This is a genomic window from Metallibacterium sp. (assembly GCF_054637675.1).
In genome coordinates, this window is sequence record NZ_JBTSRB010000010.1 from 52,701 (window position 1) to 70,527 (window position 17,827).

A 17,827-nucleotide genomic window follows, 5' to 3' on the forward strand; every position below is an offset into this window, starting at 1 on the left:
ACGCCGGCATGAGCCACACGGCGTCCATGCAGACGCTGCTGCAAACGCTGCAGACGCGGCTTGCGGATGGGCTCGACTTCCGCCTGGTCACGCTCGGCCGCGGCGGTTACAGCCTCAGCGTCGGCATGCTGCTGGGCGCGCTGCTGATCCTGCTGATTTCAAAATTGGCCTCGTGGCTGGTGCAGCGCGGGCTGGCCGGCTATGGCGCGCGTTACACGCACGCCAATCCGGCCGCGTTGTATACGCTGGGGCGACTCAGCCATTACGCGATTCTGGTGCTGGGCGTGGTGCTGGCGCTGGGCGCGGCCGGCATCCCGGTCAGCAAGTTGACACTGATCGCCGGCGGCATCGGCATCGGGTTGGGTTTCGGCCTGCAGGCGATCTTCAACAATTTCATTTCCGGGCTGATCCTGCTGTTTGATCGCAGCCTCAAGGTGGGCGATTTCGTCGAGTTGGCCTCGGGCGTGCATGGCACCGTGCGCGACATCAAGATCCGCGCCACGCGCATCACCACCAACGACGACATCGACATCCTCGTGCCCAACTCGGAATTTGTCAGCGGGCGCCTGATCAACTGGACCCTGCAGGAAGCCACGCGGCGCCTGCGTGTGCCGTTTGGCGTGGCTTACGGCTCGTCCAAGGAACTGGTGAAGAAGGCCGCGCTGGAGGCCGCCGCCGCGGTGCCGTTCACGCAAAGCCTGCAAGGCGCGCATGCGCCGCAGGTGTGGCTAGTCGGCTTCGGCAGTTCCACGCTCAATTTCGAACTGGTGGTGTGGCTCGATGCCGATGCCACGCGGCGCCCGTCCTCGGCGCTGGCGGCTTACAACTGGGCGCTGGAAACGGCGCTGGTCGGGCATGGTCTGGAGCTGTCATGGCCGCAGCGCGATTTGCGCATGCGCAGCTGGTTCGGGCTCGAAGGCGAGCAGGCGCGCGCGGCCATCGCCGAACTGCTGGGCGTCGTACCGGCCGCGTCGCCAGTGCCTGCAGCGCCCGCGCCCGCGCCGGGCGCCGCTTACGCCGGCAACGACGCCATCCGCGACGTGCCGCATGTTGCAGCCCCGCCCGCCGATACGCCGCCCGCGCGTTGAGCGCTGCTGCATTCATCGCACCCATTCATTTCGAGGAGTTCACCATGCCCACCCTACTTGAAGCCCAGGTGCCGGATATCGGCAACTACCGCGACGTGCCGGTGATCGAATTGCTGGTAAAGCCCGGCGATACGGTGACCAGGGACCAGGGCCTGGTGACGCTGGAATCGGACAAGGCGACGATGGAGGTGCCGGCTCCGGCCGCGGGCGTGGTGAAGGAACTGAAGGTCAAGCTGGGCGATGCGGTGTCCGAGGGCGTGCTGATCGCGCTGATCGAAACGACAGAAGCCGCACCACTCCCCTCTCCAGTCAAGAGCGCGGCGTCTCTCCCCTCTCCCGCCGGGAGGGGGGAGAGGGGTGAGGGTGCGAGCGTGCGTGGGACCGAATCCCCACCCGTCGCTGCGCCCGCAGTCATTGCCGCCGCCGCATCCGCTGGCCGCAAAGCCGATATGGAATGCGCGCTGCTGGTGCTGGGCGCCGGCCCCGGTGGTTACACCGCGGCGTTCCGCGCCGCCGATCTGGGCATGGATGTGGTGTTGGTCGAGCGCTATCCGAATCTCGGTGGCGTGTGTCTCAACGTCGGCTGCATTCCGTCCAAGGCGCTGCTGCACACCGCCGAGGTGATCGCGGAGGCCGAAGCCATGGCGGCGCATGGCGTCAGCTTCGGCGCGCCCAAACTGGATCTGGACAAGCTGCGCGCGTTCAAGAACGGCGTGGTCGGCAAGCTCACCGGCGGGCTGGCCGGCATGGCCAGACAGCGCAAGGTGCGCGTGCTGCAGGGTACCGGTACGTTCGTTGCGCCGCATGAGCTGGACGTGGCCACGCCCGAGGGTGTCAAGCGCGTGCGCTTTGCGCAGGCCATCGTCGCGGCCGGTTCGCAGGCGCTGAAACTGCCGGGTTTCCCCTGGGACGACGCACGCGTGATGGATTCCACCGATGCGTTGGCGCTGGCCGATATTCCCCGGTCGCTGCTGGTGGTCGGCGGCGGCATCATCGGTCTGGAGATGGCCTGCGTGTACGCGGCGCTGGGTAGCGCGGTGACCGTGGTCGAGTTGGCCGAGCAACTGATGCCGGGCTGCGATGCCGATCTGGTCAAGCCGCTGCAGCAGCGTTTGAGCAAGCGTCTGGCCGGCATTCACTTGCAGACCAAAGTCGCGCAGGCCTCGGCCAAGAAAGACGGCATCCATGTCGTGTTCGAGGGCGAATCCAAGCCTGCGCGCGATGTGTTCGATCGCGTGCTGGTGGCGGTCGGACGCGTGCCCAACGGCCAGCGCATCGGCGCCGAGGCGGCGGGCATCGCCGTGGATGCGCGCGGCTACATCGCCGTGGACGCGCAGATGCGCAGCAACGTGCCGCACATCTTCGCCATCGGCGACATCATCGGCAATCCGATGCTGGCGCACAAAGCCACGCACGAGGCCAAGCTGGCCGCCGAGGTCGCCGCCGGCGAGAAGCGCGCATGGTTGGCGCGGGTGATTCCATCGGTGGCCTACACCGATCCCGAGATCGCCTGGGTGGGCGTGAGCGAGCGCGAGGCGAAGGAGAAGAATCTGGCCATCGAAGTGGCGCGCTTCCCGTGGGCGGCGTCGGGGCGCGCGCTGGGCATCGACCGCAGCGAGGGCTTCAGCAAGCTGATCTTCGATGCCGCCAGCAAGCGCGTCGTCGGCGGCGGCATCGTCGGCGTGCATGCCGGCGATCTGATCGCCGAGGTGGTGCTGGCCATCGAGATGGGTGCCGAGGCCGCCGACATCGGCCACACCATTCATCCGCACCCCACGCTCAGCGAAACCGTGGCCATGGCCGCCGAGATCATGGACGGCAGCATCACCGATCTGATTCCCACGAAAAAGCGCTGAGTGCGTTCCTGCGGCAACAGTGTGTCTGCCTGCCGGCGCTGGTGCCGGTGCACGCCGCCCGCACAATGCCTGCAAGGCGCCGCGCGCGTCTTGTGAACATTCCATCCACCTTTGCGAGGAAGCTGCATGAAACTCTACTTTTCCCCCGGCGCCTGCTCGCTGTCGCCACATATCGTGCTGCACGAGCTGGGCCTGTCGTTCGAGCCGGTGCAGGTTGATTTGAGCAGCAAAAAAACCAAGGACGGCAGCGACTTCCGGAAGATCAATCCCAAAGGCTACGTGCCGGCGCTGCAACTGGATGACGGCGCCATCCTCACCGAAGGTCCGGCGATCGTGCAGTACCTGGCCGACCAGAAACCCGCGGCCGGCCTGGCGCCCGCCAACGGCACCTTCGCGCGCTACCGACTGCAGGAATGGCTGAACTTCATTTCCACCGAGCTGCACAAGCAGTTCAGCCCGCTGTTCAATCCGGCGTCCAGCGATGCGCTGAAGCAGGCGCAACAGGAGCGTCTGGCCGAGCGTTTCCGACAGATCGTCGCGGCCATGGGTACCGCGCCGTATCTGATGGGCGATCAGTTCACGGTGGCCGATGCCTACCTGTATACGGTGCTGACCTGGGCCGGCTTCCTGGGCGTGGACCTCACTCCGTTCCCGGCCTTGCAGGCATTCATGAAACGCGTCGAGGCGCGCCCCGCGGTACGCGCCACGCTGGCCGCGGAGCGCGCGGCCAAGAAAGCCTGAACCGCGCGATGTGATCGCCAGCGTCGCGATCGAGGCACCATGAAAACGGCGCCCCTGCGGGCGCCGTTTTCATGACGATGACGTGGCGCGATTCGCGTGACGCTCAGGTGTTCTGAGCGGCCTCCGGCGTCACCGTGCCCACGGTTTCGTAATGCCGCACCAGGCCTTCCTGGTCGAGCAGGTACTGCGCCTCCTCGGCGGTGTACACGGCCTGCTGCGGGTCGCCGCCCACCCAGGCGCTGATTGCGTCCATCGAATCCCACAGCGTCAGCATCACGAATTCTGCGTGCTCGCCCTGGTAGCGGCGCAGCACCCAACCGCCACGCTGCCCGGGTTTTCCAGCCAGGGCCGGCAGCGCCACGCTGTTGAGAAACTTGAGATAAGCCTCGGCCGTGTCCTTGTGCGTGATGCCCCGCCAGACGCGTGCGATCATGTCTCGTCCCCCGTTGCAGCCGGTCCGCTTGCGGCTGGCGTGCGCAGCTTAGCAGGCCGCGCGCGCGCCGCCGCCGCGTGCGCCTGTTGGCCGGCAACCTTGAAGCGGTTGAGCGATTGCAGCCACAGCTCATGCTGCGTGGCCTCGCTGGCGCTGTCGGGAATGCGATTGAACGGAACGCGCATCGGCGCGGCCTCGTGGCGGATCGCCGCACTGAGCCCGCCGAAGTACACCGCGTTGTGGCCGAAACGCGCGTTGATGCGATCGATGGTCGTGTCCAGCGCATCCGTCGTCGCCGGCGCCGCGAAAAGATCCGGCGCGGCATCTGCGGGGTCGCTGAGATGGTGCAGGGTCACGCTGAGCGCCAGCGGGCGCGCGCCGCGCGGGCCGGGCAAGGCGGGCTGCGCGGGATCATCGAGCAGCGCGCGCAATTCACGCAGCAGCGTCGTCGTGGAGGCCGTGGCGGCAAAGCGTGCATCGCGCTCCCAGCGCGGTCGTTCGCCGGTGTAGCGCACGCGTACCGCCAGCGCGCCAGCGCGCAGGCCCAGGCGGCGCAGGCGCATCGCCGCCTTGCTCAGCAGTTTTTGCAGCACCGCGCGCGCGCCCCGCGCGTTGCGCAACTCGGGGCCGAGCACGTGCGAATGACCCACCGAGCTGCGCGTGGTCGGTCGTGGTGGCAGCCACTTGCCGTGCAGCAGGGCGTGGAAACGCTCGCCCTCGATGCCGCCCCAGACGTGGCGCAGCGCGGCGGCATCGGCGGCGCACAGTGCCGCCACGTTGCGTATGCCGTGGCGCAACAGGCGCTGCTCCAGCGCCGCACCGATGCCGCACAGGTCGCGCAGCTCCAGCGCATGCAGTGCTTGCGGCAGATCGTTCGCTTCGAGCACGGTGAGGCCGTCGGGCTTGCGCATGTCGGCCGCGGTCTTGGCCAGGAAGGCATTGGCCGCGATGCCGATCGAGCAGCGCATGAATTCAGCCTCGCGCGCGATCTCGGCCTTGATCGCGCGCGCCAAGGCCTCGGCCTGCGCGCGCTGGCGCTCGCGGCCGAGCAGTTCGCACTCGACCTCGTCGATGGAGCCGACGTGACTGATCGGCAGCACGCGCCCGATCGCCTCCAGCAGGCGATGGTGCCACTCCACGTACAGCGCAGGGCGCGCCAGGCACAGCACCAACTCCGGGCACAGCCGGCGCGCGTCGCTGACGCGCGTGCCGGTCTTGATGCCGAACGCCTTGGCGCTGTAGCTGGCGGCGATGCAGCAGGTGGACTCGGCCAGCACCGGCACCACCGCCACCGGCTTGACGCGCAGCGCCGGCTGCACCTCCTGTTCGACCGAGGCGAAATAGCTGTTGAAATCGACGAACAGGCTGCGCAGCGTCATCAGCGGCCTCCGGGCGAGGCGGGTAGTCCAGCCTACTGCAATCGCAGCCGCTGCGATGGTTGTCGCGCCGCGGCGCAGCGACTTGCCCGCCCCTGCGGCGGCGAGCCTGCTGCGCGGGCCATGTGCGTGGGGCATGGCGTCCAACAGCAAGGGGAAGCATATGAACGATTTCGGTGCTCTGATGGGCATGGGTCTTGGCGTGGCACTGATCAGCGGGCTGATCGGGCTGCTGATCGCGGTCCTGCTCGGCGCGCTGATCCTGCTGTTCGCCTGCAAGCTGGTGGTGAAATCCGACCCCGGCTATGGCAAGGCCGTGATCACGATGCTGGCCGTGATTGGCGCCGCGATCGTGGTCCACATTGTCCTCGGCATGGTGCTGTTCTGGCTCGGCATGCTGGCGGGCTTGATCATTTTCATCGTCGACTTCCTGGTGACCGCATGGCTGGTCCAGAAGTTGATGAAATCGCCGGCGAGCAGTGAAATCAGCTACGGTCAGGCCTGTCTCGTCGTGGTGGTCGACTGGCTGATCTGGCTGGCCATCGGCATCGTGATGTGGGTCATCGGCATGGTGATCGGCTTCTCGTTCATGCATGGAATGATGCGCTGAGGCTGCGCTGGATTGCCGCGACGCGTGCTGCGCCGTCCGGCCAGCACAAACACTGGAGTCAAGTTGGAATCGTTGCTGCTGCCATGGCTGGGTGCGTGGGCGGGCCTGGGTCCCGCCGGCGCCGTGCTGGCCGCGGCGCTGCTGTGGCTGCTGGCCACGCTGTTGCTGATGCTGGCGGTGCGCGTGGTGCTGGGCTTCTGGCCGGCGCCGGGGCGCAGCGCGCTGATCGTGCTGCTGAGTCTGGCGCTGACCGCGCTGCTGCTGCTGGCCTGCAATCTGGGCACGGCGCTAATGGGCGGCGTCGATCCCCTGCATCTGCACGTGGGACTGAGTGTGCTGCTGCTGGCGCTGGTGCTGCTGGCGCAGTTGTGGGTTTTGCGCCACTGGCTGGTGTTGCCCTCAGTGCGCGCGCCGAGCGCCGTTGGCATGCTTGGCGTGGCGTTGCTGTTCTGGGTACTGCTGATCGTGGCGCTGACCGCACTGGGCCTGTCGCTGGGCTTGCCGGTGCCGCGCCCGTGAGCAGCACAATGCTCAGTAGGCGATGCGCGCGCGTTTGAGCAGCTTGCTCACCAGCCAGGCCGGGCCGATCAGCAGATAGGCGAGATCGGTCAGAAACGACGGGCGCTGGCCCTCGATGGCGTGGCCGATGAATTGCCCGATCCACGCCAGCACAAACACCACGCCGGCGAGGATCAGCAGATGCTCGGCGCCCAGCGCGACAAAGGCGAGGTGCGCGATGAAGCCGAACACCACGAACACTGCCAGCATGCCCAGGCCGATCACGCGCGACAGTCGCCAGTAAAACAGCCAGGCCAGAAACATCGCCACGCCCGCCCACAGCCCTGGCTGCGCGAAGGTCAGTGGCACCGGGATCGTCCACAGCGCGGCGATCACGCACCACAGAATCAGCGGCACGCACACCCAGTGGATGGCGCGATTGAGCGCGTCGCGGTGATCATTGCCGTAGCTGTCGAACCACTGCTGCACATCGCGCATGGCATCACTCTCCGCGTAGTTGAAGCGCTCCGTCCCGCGCCATCAGGCGGTGAGCCTGTGCAGCGCCTCGGCGTATTTGGCTCGCGTTTTCTCGATGACCTCGGGCGGAATGCGTGGGCCGGGCGCCTGCTTGTTCCAGCGCAGCGTTTCCAGGTAGTCGCGCACGAACTGCTTATCGTAGCTGGGCGGGCTGATGCCGGTGCGGTACGCATCGGCCGACCAGAATCGCGAGGAATCCGAGGTCAACATTTCATCCATCACGTACAACTTGCCGGTGACATCGGTGCCGAACTCGAACTTGGTGTCGGCGATCAGGATGCCGCGCTGCGCGGCGTACTCGGTGGCGTGGCGGTACAGCGCCAGCGTGGCGCCGCGCACCTGCTCGGCGAGATCGGCGCCGATCAAGGCGACGACCTGGTCGAAGGCGATGGTTTCATCGTGGCTGCCGGCGGCGGCCTTGGTGGAGGGCGTGAAGATTGGCTGCGGCAGTTGTTCGGCCTGCAGCAGCCCGGCCGGCAGCGCGATGCCGCTGACGTGGCCTGTGGCCTGGTAATCCTTCCAGCCCGAGCCAGCCAGATAGCCGCGCGCCACCGCTTCGATCGGCACCGGCTTGAGGCGTCTGGCCACCACGCTGCGCTGCGCGTACAGCGTGGCGTCCACGCCCGTGGGCAGCACGCTGGCCACTGCGATGCCGGTGAGGTGGTTCGGCAACAGCCTGGCGGTTTGCGCAAACCAGAAATTGGACAACTGCGTGAGCAGCTCGCCCTTGCTGGGAATCGGATCGGGCAGCACCACGTCGAATGCCGAAAGGCGATCGGTAGCCACGATCAGCAGACGTTCGGCATCCAGTGCATAAACATCACGCACCTTGCCACGATGCAGCAGTTGCAGACCGGGCAAATCGGATTGGATCAGCAGACTCACGGCGGGCTCGCGGACAGGGCGAATGACGCATTGTAACGGCCGCGTCGCGGCCATCGCGCGCGGCGTGGTTAAACTGCGCGCTTTGCCGCGAACCGCGCCATGTTCTTGCTGCGTCTTTTTCTACTGTGTGCCGTGCCCGGCCTGCTCGTGCTGCTGTTGGGCGCTTGCAGTGAGCGCATGCCGCGCAGCAGTGGTCGTGCCACGCTCGCGCCAGCCGGCATGCAGCCGCCCGCACAGTTGGGGCTGTGCGCCGCCTGCCATGGCGCCAACGGCCACGCGCGCCAGCCGGATATTCCCGACCTCGCCGGCCAGAAGGCGGGTTACCTGTTCAAGGCCATGCGCGATTACCAGAGCGGTGCACGCAACGTGCCGCTGATGCGCGGCGCGCTCGGTCCGATTGACCTCAAGCAGATGCGTGCGCTGGCCGGCTGGTATGCGGCACAGCCCGCGTGCGTGCCGCAGGTGCGTCGCTCGTGAGTTTCCTGTGGACCTGGGTAGGTGCGGCGTTCGGCCTGACCTTCGGCCACAGCCTCGGCGCGCTGATCCTGGGCGCGCTGATCGGCTGGGTGGTGGACACCATGCGCCATCAGCGTCGGCGCCTGCGTGCGCAGCGCCAGTTCGTGGCGCCGCTGTTCGCGGTGCTGGGTGCGCTGGCCAAGGCCGATGGGCGCGTCAGCGCGGCCGAGATCAGTGTCGCCGAGCGCATGATGCAGCGCTTCAATCTCGATGCCGCGCAGCGCGCCGAGGCCATCGCGCGCTTCAACGCCGGCAAGCAGGCCGGTTTTCAGTTCGCGCCCGCGCTCAGCGAGCTGCGCCGCATCTGCGCGCCGCAACCGCAACTGGCCTGGGCGGTGCTCGATGTGCTGGCCGAGGTCGCCTATGCCGAAGGCGCGGCCAGCCCGGCCGGATTTCAACTGCTGCAGCAAACCGCGCACGCGCTGGGCTTTGGCGACATGCAGTTGCTGGCGTTGCTGATGATGCGCGGCTACGCCATGCCGCAGGGCGCGGCGGGCGCGTGGCAGCAGCAGGGCTATCAGCAGGCTTACCAGCAAGGCTATCGGCAGGCGCCCTCAGCGCGCAGCAGCAGACCTGATCCTTATGCCGTGCTCGGTGTGGAGCGCGGCAGCGACGACGCCAGCATCAAGCGCGCTTACCGCAAGCTGATCTCGCAATACCACCCGGATCGCCTTGGCGACTTGCCGGAAGAACTGCGTCGTCGTGCCGAGCGCCGCGCCAGCGAAATCAACACCGCATGGGAAGCGATCAAGGGCGAGCGCGGGATCGTGTGAGCCGCACAACCGTCCGCAAAGAACGCAAAGGTCGCCAGGAATTCAGAATCAAGATCCTTTGCGTCACACGCTCTTCGCGGACAAAAAGCCGCGACAGCACACTGATCGACACCGCGCGCTTGGCCGCGAGCGGCGCGTGGTCGACAATGCGTTTTTCGCGGAGTCATGTCATGCGCCAGCCCATCGTCATCGCCCCGTCGATTCTGTCCGCCGATTTCGCGCGTCTCGGCGAAGATGCGCAAAAGGCGCTGGACGCCGGCGCCGAGTGGCTGCACTTCGACGTCATGGACAACCATTACGTGCCCAACCTCAGCATCGGTCCGCAGGTGTGCAAGGCGCTGCGCGACTACGGCATCACCGCGCCGATCGACGTGCATCTGATGGTGACGCCGGTGGACCGCATCGTGCCTGATTTCGCCGCCGCTGGCGCCAGCCGCATCAGCTTCCATCCCGAGGCCAGCGCGCACGTCGATCGTACCCTGCAGCTCATCCACGGCCACGGCTGCAAGGCCGGGTTGGTGTTCAACCCGGCCACGCCGCTGAGCTGGCTGGACTGGACGCTGGAGCAACTCGACCTGGTGCTGCTGATGAGCGTCAACCCCGGCTTCGGTGGGCAGAAATTCCTGCCCGGCACGCTGGACAAACTGCGCGCGGTGCGCGCGCGCATCGACGCCGGCGGCCGTGAAGTACGCCTGCAAGTGGATGGCGGCATCAACGCCGAAACCATCGCCGCGGCGGCTGCGGCGGGCGCCGATACCTTCGTCGCCGGCAGCGCCGTGTTCGGCCAGCCCGACTACCGCGCGGTGATCGCCGACTTGCGCGAGCGCGCCGCCACATCGGTATCGTGCTGACGCCGCGCGGTGGCGCTGCTATCGTGTTGCGTTCGCTTCTGGCCCATCGCACGCCGTGATCACCCCAGCCGAGTTCGACGCCCTCGCCGCGCAGGGCCATACCCGCATTCCCGTGGTGCGCGAGGTCTTTTCCGATCTCGATACGCCGTTGTCGGTGTATCTGAAGCTGGCCGATGGACCGCACACGTTTCTGTTCGAGTCGGTCGAGGGCGGCGAGTCGTGGGGGCGCTATTCGATCATCGGCCTGCCGGCGCGGCGCGTGTACACGCTGCGCGAGGGTGTGCTGGAGACAAGCGAGCTGGGCGAGGTGATCGCGCGCGACACGCCGGCCGATCCGCTGGCTGCCATCGAGCAACTGCGCGCCAGCTTCAAGGTGCCGCGCCTGCCGGGCCTGCCGGCGTTCACGGGTGGGCTGGTCGGGTATTTCGGCTTCGAGTGCATCGGCTACATCGAGCCGCGCCTGTTGCGCGCGGACAAGCCCGACCTGCTGGGCACGCCCGACGCGCTGCTGATGCTGGCCGATGAAGTGGCGGTATTCGACAACCTGCGCGGGCGCCTGTTTCTGATCGTGCATGCCGACCCGGCGCAGCCGCAGGCCTGGCGCCGCGCCGTGCGGCGCCTGGATGAGCTGGCGTTTCGTCTGCGCCGCGCGGGATCGGCCTATCCGGAAACGCTGCGCGCCAAGCCGCTGGCCGAGGCCGATTTCAAATCCAGTTTCAGCCGCGCCGAATACGAGGCGCTGGTCGAGCGTGCCAAGGAATACATCCGTGCCGGCGATATTTTCCAGGTGGTGCCCTCGCAGCGCCTCAGCGTGCCCTTCGATGGGCGCCCGGTGGACGTGTACCGCGCATTGCGCGCGTTGAATCCCTCGCCGTACATGTACTTCATCGATCTCGGTGCTACCCAGATTGTCGGTTCCTCGCCCGAGATTCTGGTGCGTGTGCAAGACGGCAAGGTGGTACTGCGCCCGATCGCCGGCACGCGCCGCCGCGGCGCCACCGCGGATGAGGACCAGGCGCTGGCCGAGGAACTGCTGGCCGATCCCAAGGAGCGCGCCGAGCATCTGATGCTGATCGATCTCGGCCGCAATGATGTGGGTCGCGTCAGCATCGCCGGCAGCGTGCGCGTCAGTGAATCCTTCGTTATCGAGCGTTACTCGCACGTCATGCACATTGTCTCGCAGGTCGAGGGCACGCTGGCACCGGGACTGGGCTACATGGATGCGCTCAAGGCCAGCTTTCCTGCGGGCACGGTCTCGGGCGCGCCCAAGATTCGCGCGCTGGAGATCATCCAGGAACTGGAACCGCATCGGCGCAACGTGTATGCCGGCGCGGTCGGCTGGATCGGCTGGTGGGGCGACGGCGACACCGCCATCGCCATCCGCACCGCGGTGATCCAGGACGGCCAGTTGCACGTGCAGGCCGGTGGTGGCGTGGTGTACGACTCCGATCCGGCCGCCGAGTGGGAAGAAACCATGAACAAGGGCCGCGCCCTGTTCCGCGCCGTGGCGCAAGCCGCGCAGGGGCTGTGACGTGCTGCTGATGATCGACAATTACGACAGCTTCACCTGGAACCTGGTGCAGTATTTCGGCGCGCTGGGCGTGGAGGTGAAGGTGCTGCGCAATGACGCCATCGACGTCGCCGGCATTCGTGCGTTGCGGCCCGCGCACATCGTGATTTCGCCGGGGCCGTGCACGCCCAATGAAGCCGGCGTGTCGCTGCAGGTACTACGTGAACTCGGCGGCAGCGTACCGATTCTGGGCGTGTGTCTGGGACATCAGGCCATTGGTCAGGCGTTCGGTGGCACGGTGGTGCGCGCGCCGCAGATCATGCACGGCAAGACATCGCGTATCCGCCATGCGGGCACGGGCGTGTTCGCCGGCCTGCCGGATGGCTTTACCGCGACGCGCTATCACTCGCTGGTGGTGGCGCCGGAATCACTGCCCGATTGCCTGGAGGTGAGCGCGTGGAGCGAATATCCAGACGGAACGCGCGAGGCGATCATGGGCCTGCGTCACAAGACATTGCCGATCCAGGGCGTGCAGTTTCATCCCGAGTCCATCCTCACGCAGCACGGCCATGCGCTGCTGCGCAATTTTCTGGCGGGTTGATGCCATGAAGTCCGTCACCATCACTCCGCACGAAGCGCTGCAGCGCACGATCGAGCACCGCGAGATCTTTCACGACGAGATGATCGATCTGATGCGCCAGATCATGCGCGGTGAGGTGCCGCCGGCGCTGACCGCGGCGATCATCACCGGCCTGCGCGTGAAGAAGGAAACCGTGGGCGAGATCACCGGCGCGGCGCGCGTGATGCGCGAGCTGGCGGTGCGCGTGTTCACGCCGGCGTATTCGCACTTCATCGATATCGTGGGCACCGGCGGCGACGGCGCGCACAGTTTCAACATCTCCACCGCCAGCATGTTCGTGGCCGCGGCCGCGGGCGCGCAGGTGGCCAAGCACGGCAATCGCGGCGTGTCCTCGAAATCGGGCAGCGCCGATGTGCTCGAGGCGCTCGGCGCGGTCATCGACCTGGCGCCGCGGCAAGTCGCGCAGTGCCTGGCCGAGACCGGCATCGGCTTCATGTTCGCGCCCAACCATCATCCGGCGATGAAAGCCGTCGCGCCGGTGCGGCGCGAGTTGGGCGTGCGCACCATCTTCAACATCCTCGGCCCGCTGACCAATCCGGCCGCCGCGCCCAACATTCTGATGGGCGTGTTTCATCCCGATCTGGTTGGCATCCAGGTGCGCGTGCTGCAGCAGCTTGGCGTGCAGCGCGCCATGGTCGTTTACGGCAAGGATGGATTGGACGAGATTTCCCTCGGCGGCGTGACCCTGGTGGGCGAACTGCGCGACGGCGATGTGCACGAGTACGAACTGGAGCCCGAGGATTTCGGTTTCAGCATGGCCTCCAGCCGCAATCTGCGCGTGGACGATGCCGTTGCCTCGCGCGAACTGCTGCTGGCGGCGCTGGAAAATCGCCACGCCATCGCGCGCGACGTGGTGCTGTTGAATGCCGGCGCGGCGCTTTACGTCGCCGGGCTCGCGGCTGATCTCGCCGCGGGCATTGCGCGCGCGCGCGCCGCCATCGACAGCGGCGGCGCGCGCGCGCGCGTGGATGCCTTCATCGCCGCCACGCAGCGGCTCAAAGGCGCCGCGGCGTGAGCGACATCCTTGATCGCATCCTCGCGCGCAAGGCCGAGGAAGTGCGCGCGCGCCGTGCGCTGCTGCCGCTGGCCGAACTCGCCGCGCGCTGCAGCACCGCGCCCGCGCCGCGCGGTTTCTCCGATGCGCTGATCGAGCGCGTCGCGGCCGGCATGCCCGCGGTGATCGCGGAGATCAAGAAGGCCAGCCCCAGCCATGGCGTCATCCGCGCCGACTTCGACCCGGCCGCGATCGCGCGCGGCTATGCCGCCGCCGGCGCCACCTGTCTGTCGGTGCTGACCGATGTGGATTTCTTTCAGGGCAGCGACGCCTACCTCGAACAGGCACGCGCGGCCTGCGCGCTGCCGGTGCTGCGCAAGGATTTCATCGTCGACCCGTGGCAGGTGTACGAGGCACGCGCACTGGGTGCCGATTGCATTCTGCTGATCGTTGCCGCGCTTGACGACAGCGCGTTGCTGGAGCTGAGCCTGTTGGCCAGTGAGCTGGATATCGACGTGCTCGCCGAGGTGCATGACGCAGTGGAACTGGGGCGCGCGCTGGATCTGCCGGTGCGCCTGATCGGCGTCAACAACCGCGACCTGCGCAGTTTTGCAACCAGGCTGGACACGACGCTGGCGTTGCGCACGCGCGTACCCGCCGAACGCCTGCTGGTCAGTGAGAGCGGCATCCGCACGCCCGCGGACGTGGTGTTGCTGCGCGCTGCCGGTGTGCAGGCGTTTCTGGTCGGCGAGGCCTGCATGCGCGCCGCCGATCCAGGCGCCGAACTGGCGCGCCTGTTCGCAGTCGAACGCGCATGAGCGTGGCGATCGAGACCGACGTGACCGTGGCCGCGCCGCGCACCGTGCTGTTTGATTTCGACGGCGTACTGGTGCGCGGCGACAGCTTCAGCCATTTTCTGTGGCGGCGCTTTCGGCTGCAACCCTGGCGTGCCCTGTTGCTGCTGCCGACGCTGCCGCTGGCGCCACTGGCGCTGCATCGTCGCGGGCGTTGGTGGCTGGTGCGCTGGCTGGTGCGCGTCGCGCTGTTGGGGCTGGATCAGGCGCGCTATCGCGCTCTCGCCGAATCGCATGCGCGCGTGCAGGCGCTGCGGGGCGGCGCGTTTCTGCGCGATGCGGTCAGCCGCTTGCGCCGGCATTTGCTGCGCGGTGATCGCGTGGTCATCGTCACCGGCTGCGAGGAGCACCTGGCGCGCGCACTGCTCGATGCGGTCGGATTGGACGGCCTCGAACTGGTCGCCTCGCAGTTGCGTCCAGGCATGCTCGGCATGAAATCCGGCGTACACAACGTCGGCGCCGAGAAGGTTCGGCAACTCGCCTGCCATGGCATCGCGCCGCCGTGGACCTGCGCTTACAGCGATGCAGGTGCCGATCTGCCGATGCTCGCGGCGGCCGCGGCCGCGGTGCTGGTGAATCCGGATGCGGCGCTGCGCGCGCGCATGCAGGCGCGACTGGGTGAACGTTACGCCGAGGTCGAGTGGAGCTGAGTCGAACGCCTCAGCGCGTGCCCAGCACCACCACGGTCTTGCCGGAGACGTGGATCATGCCGCGTTCTTCAAGCTGCTTGAGCACGCGCCCCGCCATCTCGCGCGAGCAGCCGACGATGCGCGACAGCTCTTGTCGCGAGATGCGAATCTGGGTGCCCTCGGGATGCGTCAGCGCGTCAGGCTCCAGGCACAGGTCCAGCAGGGTGCGACTGATGCGGCTGGAGACATCCATGAACGCCAGGCGGCTGGCCTGACGCGAAGCGCGCAACAGACGCGAGCTCAGTTGCGTGCCAATCAGGAACAGCAGCTTCGGGCATTCCTCGTGCAGACCCGCGGCGAATAACTGGAACAAGCGCTCGTAACTGATTTCCGCCAGTTCGCAGTTGGCGCGCGTGCGCACGGTGGTTTCGCGCTGGGTGGGCTGGAAGAACAGTCCGGTTTCACCGATGAACTCGCCGCGGTTGATGTAGGCAACAATCAACTCGCGCCCTTCCTCGTCCTCGGTGAGCACGGTGACCGAACCCTCGACCACGTAAAACAACGTGGTGGGCGCGTCGCCGGGGCGGATGATCGCGGTTTTCGGCGGATAGCGCCGCCGATGGCACTGCGCCAGAAAGCGTTCCATCGAATCAGGATCGGGCGCCAGCGCGGCAGGCGCCTGACTGCGGCGAAAGTTTTCCTGCAACAGGTATTTAAGGCTCACGCGACCTCCCTGGCTGGGTGCGCGAATGCGCATCACGGCGTCACATTCTGACAGCAAAAAATCGCGTCCGGCATATATTCAAGCCATGGCCGCCAAGGCGATACTATACGGCTGGCCGAACGCTGCAGCCGATGTGCCGCGGCACGCCCGCCGACGCGTCGTGCGGCACGCACTTTAGCATTTCATCGAGGAAGTCGCCGTGGTCATACCGCTGCCGCGCCTGCGCCTGCAAGGTTTCAACAACCTGACCAAATCACTGAGCTTCAATATCTACGACATCTGCTACGCGGTATCGGAGGAGCAGCGTCAGCGCTACATCGAGTACATTGACGAGCAGTACGACGCCGACCGCCTCACCCAGATCCTTAGCGACGTCGCCGAGATCATCGGCGCCAACATCCTCAACGTCGCGCGCCAGGACTACGACCCGCAGGGCGCCTCGGTGACCATGCTGATCTCCGAGTACCCGGTGGTCGAGAAACTGGGTCGCGACGTGATTTCTGGTGCCGTGGTGGCGCATTTGGACAAGAGCCACATCACCGTGCATACCTACCCGGAGACGCATCCCCACAACGGCATCGCCACTTTCCGCGCGGATATCGACGTCTCCACCTGTGGCGTGATCTCACCGCTGAAGGCGCTCAATTTCCTGATCGACAGCTTCGAATCGGACATCGTCACCACGGATTACCGCGTGCGCGGCTTCACCCGCGACGTGAGGGGCAAGAAGCACTTCATCGACCACAAGATCAACTCGATCCAGGACTATCTCGCCAAGCACATCCAGCAGAAGTACGAGATGTTCGACGTCAACGTGTATCAGGAAAACATTTTCCACACCAAGATGCACATCAAGGATTTTGATCTCGACACCTACCTGTTCGAGGCCAATGCATCGGACCTTTCGTTCAAGGATCGGCAGCGCATCGAGGTGCTGCTGAAGCGCGAGATCGAGGAATTGTTCCACGGCCGCAATCTGATGTGATCGCGCGTGGCCACGCCGCTCAGATGCGGTAGACCACGACCTTCATCAGCTTGGCGCCGAGGCGCATCAGTCGCGGCACGGGCCACGGCAGCGGCGTGCCGCCGCGCGCGCTGGCCTGCTGGGCGTGGCGCGCTTCGTCCTGTTTCATCTGCCCGAGGATGGCGCGCGAGGCGGCATCCGCTGTCGGCAGGCGTTCGAGATGAGACTCCAGATGCGCCTCGACCTGACGCTCGGTTTCCACGACAAAACCCAGACTGGGACCATCGCCGGCGCGCGCAGCCAGCGCGCCCAGTGCGTAGCTGCCGGCGTACCAGAGCGGGTTGAGCAGACTCGGCCGGCTGTGCAACTCGCGCAGGCGCGCGCCGCACCAGGCGAGGTGATCGGCCTCTTCATCGGCGGCGTGCAGCAGGTGCGCGCGCGTGGCCGCGCTGCGCGCCAGCGCGGCCTGGCCCAGATACAGCGCCTGCGCGCACACCTCGCCGGTGTGATTGATGCGCATCAGCCCGGCGACATCGTGGCGCTCGGACTCGCTCGATGTTGTCGCGGCAAGTCCCGCGGCCGGGTTGGGCCGGCGCGCAACGGCGCTGGCGCCCAAGGTGTCCAGCGCGTTGTTCAACGCGATCAGCGTGCGATCCAACGGGGTGAACTGCGGCTCGAACATGGTGCGGGTCTCGTGTGCTGCGGCTGAACGTGGCCGTCAAGGCGGCCGTCGTGCGTGATGATAGGCCGGCGTGCCCAATCACGGCGTGCATTGCCGGGGAACGGCCATGCTTGACCGTGCTATCACGCGCGGTTCAAGCCACCCGGTGGCCTTGGCTTGCGCCGGGGTTGCGTGCGCGGCTAGACTTCCGCTTCTGTTTCGTTGATACCTGTGCCTCACGGGGTGGTTTTTTCATGAAGACTTTCAGCGCCAAAGCCGAGAGCGTGCAGCGCGACTGGTTCGTGGTCGACGCCACGAACAAGACCCTCGGGCGCCTCTGTTCCGAAATTGCCTCGCGTCTGCGCGGCAAGCACAAGCCCGTTTTCACGCCGCACGTCGACACTGGCGATTACATCGTCGTGGTCAATGCCGAGAAGATTGCCGTCACTGGCAACAAGCTTGAAGACAAGAATTATCACCGCTTCACCGGCTATGTCGGCAATCTCAAGACCACCCCGCTCAAGGCCATGCTGGCCAAGCATCCCGAGCGTGTGATCGAGATTGGCGTCAAGGGCATGCTGCCCAAGAATCCGCTGGGCCGCGCGATGTACCGCAAGCTCAAGGTGTACAGCGGTGCCGAGCATCCGCATACCGCCCAGCAGCCGCAGCCGCTGAACTTCTGAGGAC

At 66.7% G+C, this 17,827-nt stretch carries 21 protein-coding genes; 15 read left to right on the plus strand and 6 right to left on the minus strand.

Translation table 11 applies throughout. From position 1 onward, the window contains the following. The first annotated feature begins 8 nt into the window (after positions 1-8). The 3 genes from ACYDAT_RS05430 (at position 9) to gstA (ending at position 3,685) form a co-directional block, all read left to right on the plus strand. Positions 9-1,088: a mechanosensitive ion channel family protein gene (locus tag ACYDAT_RS05430; protein WP_461448881.1), complete on the plus strand. Its 1,080-nt coding sequence runs from the start codon at positions 9-11 to the stop codon at positions 1,086-1,088. Between the two features lie 44 nt (positions 1,089-1,132). Beyond that, entirely contained in the window at positions 1,133-2,944 is a 1,812-nt protein-coding gene (gene lpdA, locus ACYDAT_RS05435; RefSeq protein ID WP_461448883.1) for a dihydrolipoyl dehydrogenase, read from the plus strand. Between the two features lie 126 nt (positions 2,945-3,070). Further along, on the plus strand, positions 3,071-3,685 hold the full coding sequence (gene gstA, locus ACYDAT_RS05440; RefSeq protein WP_461448885.1) for a glutathione transferase GstA: 615 nt from the start codon (positions 3,071-3,073) through the stop codon (positions 3,683-3,685). 103 nt (positions 3,686-3,788) lie between these two features. On the opposite strand, the gene ACYDAT_RS05445 is transcribed toward gstA, so the two are convergent. Together ACYDAT_RS05445 and ACYDAT_RS05450 are read right to left on the minus strand one after the other, a co-directional pair. Continuing rightward, positions 3,789-4,118, minus strand: coding sequence for an antibiotic biosynthesis monooxygenase family protein (locus ACYDAT_RS05445; protein WP_297902913.1), 330 nt, complete (start codon positions 4,116-4,118; stop codon positions 3,789-3,791). Beyond that, positions 4,115-5,497 (minus strand): Y-family DNA polymerase, encoded by a 1,383-nt coding sequence (locus ACYDAT_RS05450; protein ID WP_461448887.1) that lies wholly within the window; start codon positions 5,495-5,497, stop codon positions 4,115-4,117. The genes ACYDAT_RS05445 and ACYDAT_RS05450 overlap by 4 nt, the downstream gene beginning before the upstream one ends. On the opposite strand from ACYDAT_RS05450, the gene ACYDAT_RS05455 reads away from it, so the two are divergent. Together ACYDAT_RS05455 and ACYDAT_RS05460 are read left to right on the plus strand one after the other, a co-directional pair. Beyond that, positions 5,466-6,104, plus strand: a complete 639-nt coding sequence (locus tag ACYDAT_RS05455; RefSeq protein ID WP_461448889.1) for a hypothetical protein — start codon at positions 5,466-5,468, stop codon at positions 6,102-6,104. The two genes, ACYDAT_RS05450 and ACYDAT_RS05455, sit on opposite strands and share 32 nt — an antisense overlap. A gap of 63 nt (positions 6,105-6,167) precedes the next feature. Further along, the gene (locus ACYDAT_RS05460) at positions 6,168-6,623 is read left to right on the plus strand and encodes a hypothetical protein (RefSeq protein WP_461448891.1); all 456 of its coding nucleotides are present in this window, start codon (positions 6,168-6,170) and stop codon (positions 6,621-6,623) included. A gap of 12 nt (positions 6,624-6,635) precedes the next feature. Here the strand turns inward: ACYDAT_RS05460 and ACYDAT_RS05465 are convergent, their stop codons facing one another. Together ACYDAT_RS05465 and ACYDAT_RS05470 are read right to left on the minus strand one after the other, a co-directional pair. Next, positions 6,636-7,100 (minus strand): Mpo1 family 2-hydroxy fatty acid dioxygenase, encoded by a 465-nt coding sequence (locus tag ACYDAT_RS05465; protein ID WP_461439775.1) that lies wholly within the window; start codon positions 7,098-7,100, stop codon positions 6,636-6,638. Positions 7,101-7,142: 42 nt separating this feature from the next. After that, complete coding sequence (locus ACYDAT_RS05470; RefSeq protein ID WP_461439776.1) at positions 7,143-8,078, minus strand: phosphoribosylaminoimidazolesuccinocarboxamide synthase; 936 nt, start codon at positions 8,076-8,078, stop codon at positions 7,143-7,145. A 45-nt stretch (positions 8,079-8,123) separates the two neighbouring features. Between ACYDAT_RS05470 and ACYDAT_RS05475 the strand changes: the two genes are divergently transcribed. From ACYDAT_RS05475 to ACYDAT_RS05510, 8 genes are all read left to right on the plus strand, one after another. Further along, positions 8,124-8,501 (plus strand): c-type cytochrome, encoded by a 378-nt coding sequence (locus ACYDAT_RS05475; RefSeq protein ID WP_461441376.1) that lies wholly within the window; start codon positions 8,124-8,126, stop codon positions 8,499-8,501. Continuing rightward, entirely contained in the window at positions 8,498-9,313 is an 816-nt protein-coding gene (djlA, locus tag ACYDAT_RS05480) for a co-chaperone DjlA (protein WP_461448893.1), read from the plus strand. Before ACYDAT_RS05475 ends, djlA begins: the two co-directional genes overlap by 4 nt. A gap of 146 nt (positions 9,314-9,459) precedes the next feature. Next, a complete protein-coding gene (gene rpe, locus ACYDAT_RS05485) occupies positions 9,460-10,164 on the plus strand; it encodes a ribulose-phosphate 3-epimerase (protein ID WP_461448895.1) in 705 nt (234 codons plus the stop codon). A 55-nt stretch (positions 10,165-10,219) separates the two neighbouring features. Next, positions 10,220-11,695: an anthranilate synthase component I gene (gene trpE, locus ACYDAT_RS05490; protein WP_461439780.1), complete on the plus strand. Its 1,476-nt coding sequence runs from the start codon at positions 10,220-10,222 to the stop codon at positions 11,693-11,695. A 1-nt stretch (position 11,696) separates the two neighbouring features. Beyond that, the gene (locus ACYDAT_RS05495) at positions 11,697-12,275 is read left to right on the plus strand and encodes an anthranilate synthase component II (protein WP_461439781.1); all 579 of its coding nucleotides are present in this window, start codon (positions 11,697-11,699) and stop codon (positions 12,273-12,275) included. A 4-nt stretch (positions 12,276-12,279) separates the two neighbouring features. After that, on the plus strand, positions 12,280-13,329 hold the full coding sequence (gene trpD / locus ACYDAT_RS05500; RefSeq protein ID WP_461441379.1) for an anthranilate phosphoribosyltransferase: 1,050 nt from the start codon (positions 12,280-12,282) through the stop codon (positions 13,327-13,329). Beyond that, positions 13,326-14,126 carry an indole-3-glycerol phosphate synthase TrpC gene (gene trpC, locus ACYDAT_RS05505; RefSeq protein ID WP_461448897.1) on the plus strand — a complete coding sequence of 267 codons (801 nt, stop codon included), beginning with the start codon at positions 13,326-13,328 and terminating at the stop codon, positions 14,124-14,126. Before trpD ends, trpC begins: the two co-directional genes overlap by 4 nt. Beyond that, on the plus strand, positions 14,123-14,812 hold the full coding sequence (locus ACYDAT_RS05510) for a haloacid dehalogenase-like hydrolase (protein ID WP_461448899.1): 690 nt from the start codon (positions 14,123-14,125) through the stop codon (positions 14,810-14,812). Before trpC ends, ACYDAT_RS05510 begins: the two co-directional genes overlap by 4 nt. A 10-nt stretch (positions 14,813-14,822) precedes the next feature. Here ACYDAT_RS05510 and crp read toward each other — a convergent pair whose 3' ends face one another. Further along, positions 14,823-15,437: a cAMP-activated global transcriptional regulator CRP gene (crp, locus tag ACYDAT_RS05515; protein WP_461439789.1), complete on the minus strand. Its 615-nt coding sequence runs from the start codon at positions 15,435-15,437 to the stop codon at positions 14,823-14,825. 277 nt (positions 15,438-15,714) lie between these two features. Here crp and speD point away from each other — a divergent pair, with 277 nt between their 5' ends. Then, positions 15,715-16,500 (plus strand): adenosylmethionine decarboxylase, encoded by a 786-nt coding sequence (speD, locus tag ACYDAT_RS05520; protein ID WP_461439785.1) that lies wholly within the window; start codon positions 15,715-15,717, stop codon positions 16,498-16,500. Between the two features lie 19 nt (positions 16,501-16,519). On the opposite strand, the gene coq7 is transcribed toward speD, so the two are convergent. Then, positions 16,520-17,161, minus strand: a complete 642-nt coding sequence (gene coq7, locus ACYDAT_RS05525; protein WP_461439786.1) for a 2-polyprenyl-3-methyl-6-methoxy-1,4-benzoquinone monooxygenase — start codon at positions 17,159-17,161, stop codon at positions 16,520-16,522. Positions 17,162-17,394: 233 nt separating this feature from the next. On the opposite strand from coq7, the gene rplM reads away from it, so the two are divergent. After that, a complete protein-coding gene (rplM, locus tag ACYDAT_RS05530; protein ID WP_461439787.1) occupies positions 17,395-17,823 on the plus strand; it encodes a 50S ribosomal protein L13 in 429 nt (142 codons plus the stop codon). Positions 17,824-17,827: the final 4 nt, after the last annotated feature.

What these genes read in the sequence shown, in the direction of transcription:
- ACYDAT_RS05430 (WP_461448881.1), top strand. Translation starts at nt 9, where the DNA reads ATGAGCCACACGGCGTCCATGCAGACGCTGCTGCAAACGCTGCAGACG.
- lpdA (WP_461448883.1), top strand. Translation starts at nt 1,133, where the DNA reads ATGCCCACCCTACTTGAAGCCCAGGTGCCGGATATCGGCAACTACCGC.
- gstA (WP_461448885.1), top strand. Translation starts at nt 3,071, where the DNA reads ATGAAACTCTACTTTTCCCCCGGCGCCTGCTCGCTGTCGCCACATATC.
- ACYDAT_RS05445 (WP_297902913.1), bottom strand. Translation starts at nt 4,118, where the DNA reads ATGATCGCACGCGTCTGGCGGGGCATCACGCACAAGGACACGGCCGAG.
- ACYDAT_RS05450 (WP_461448887.1), bottom strand. Translation starts at nt 5,497, where the DNA reads ATGACGCTGCGCAGCCTGTTCGTCGATTTCAACAGCTATTTCGCCTCG.
- ACYDAT_RS05465 (WP_461439775.1), bottom strand. Translation starts at nt 7,100, where the DNA reads ATGCGCGATGTGCAGCAGTGGTTCGACAGCTACGGCAATGATCACCGC.
- ACYDAT_RS05470 (WP_461439776.1), bottom strand. Translation starts at nt 8,078, where the DNA reads ATGGCCGCGACGCGGCCGTTACAATGCGTCATTCGCCCTGTCCGCGAG.
- ACYDAT_RS05475 (WP_461441376.1), top strand. Translation starts at nt 8,124, where the DNA reads ATGTTCTTGCTGCGTCTTTTTCTACTGTGTGCCGTGCCCGGCCTGCTC.
- rpe (WP_461448895.1), top strand. Translation starts at nt 9,460, where the DNA reads ATGCGTTTTTCGCGGAGTCATGTCATGCGCCAGCCCATCGTCATCGCC.
- trpD (WP_461441379.1), top strand. Translation starts at nt 12,280, where the DNA reads ATGAAGTCCGTCACCATCACTCCGCACGAAGCGCTGCAGCGCACGATC.
- ACYDAT_RS05510 (WP_461448899.1), top strand. Translation starts at nt 14,123, where the DNA reads ATGAGCGTGGCGATCGAGACCGACGTGACCGTGGCCGCGCCGCGCACC.
- crp (WP_461439789.1), bottom strand. Translation starts at nt 15,437, where the DNA reads ATGGAACGCTTTCTGGCGCAGTGCCATCGGCGGCGCTATCCGCCGAAA.
- coq7 (WP_461439786.1), bottom strand. Translation starts at nt 17,161, where the DNA reads ATGTTCGAGCCGCAGTTCACCCCGTTGGATCGCACGCTGATCGCGTTG.
- rplM (WP_461439787.1), top strand. Translation starts at nt 17,395, where the DNA reads ATGAAGACTTTCAGCGCCAAAGCCGAGAGCGTGCAGCGCGACTGGTTC.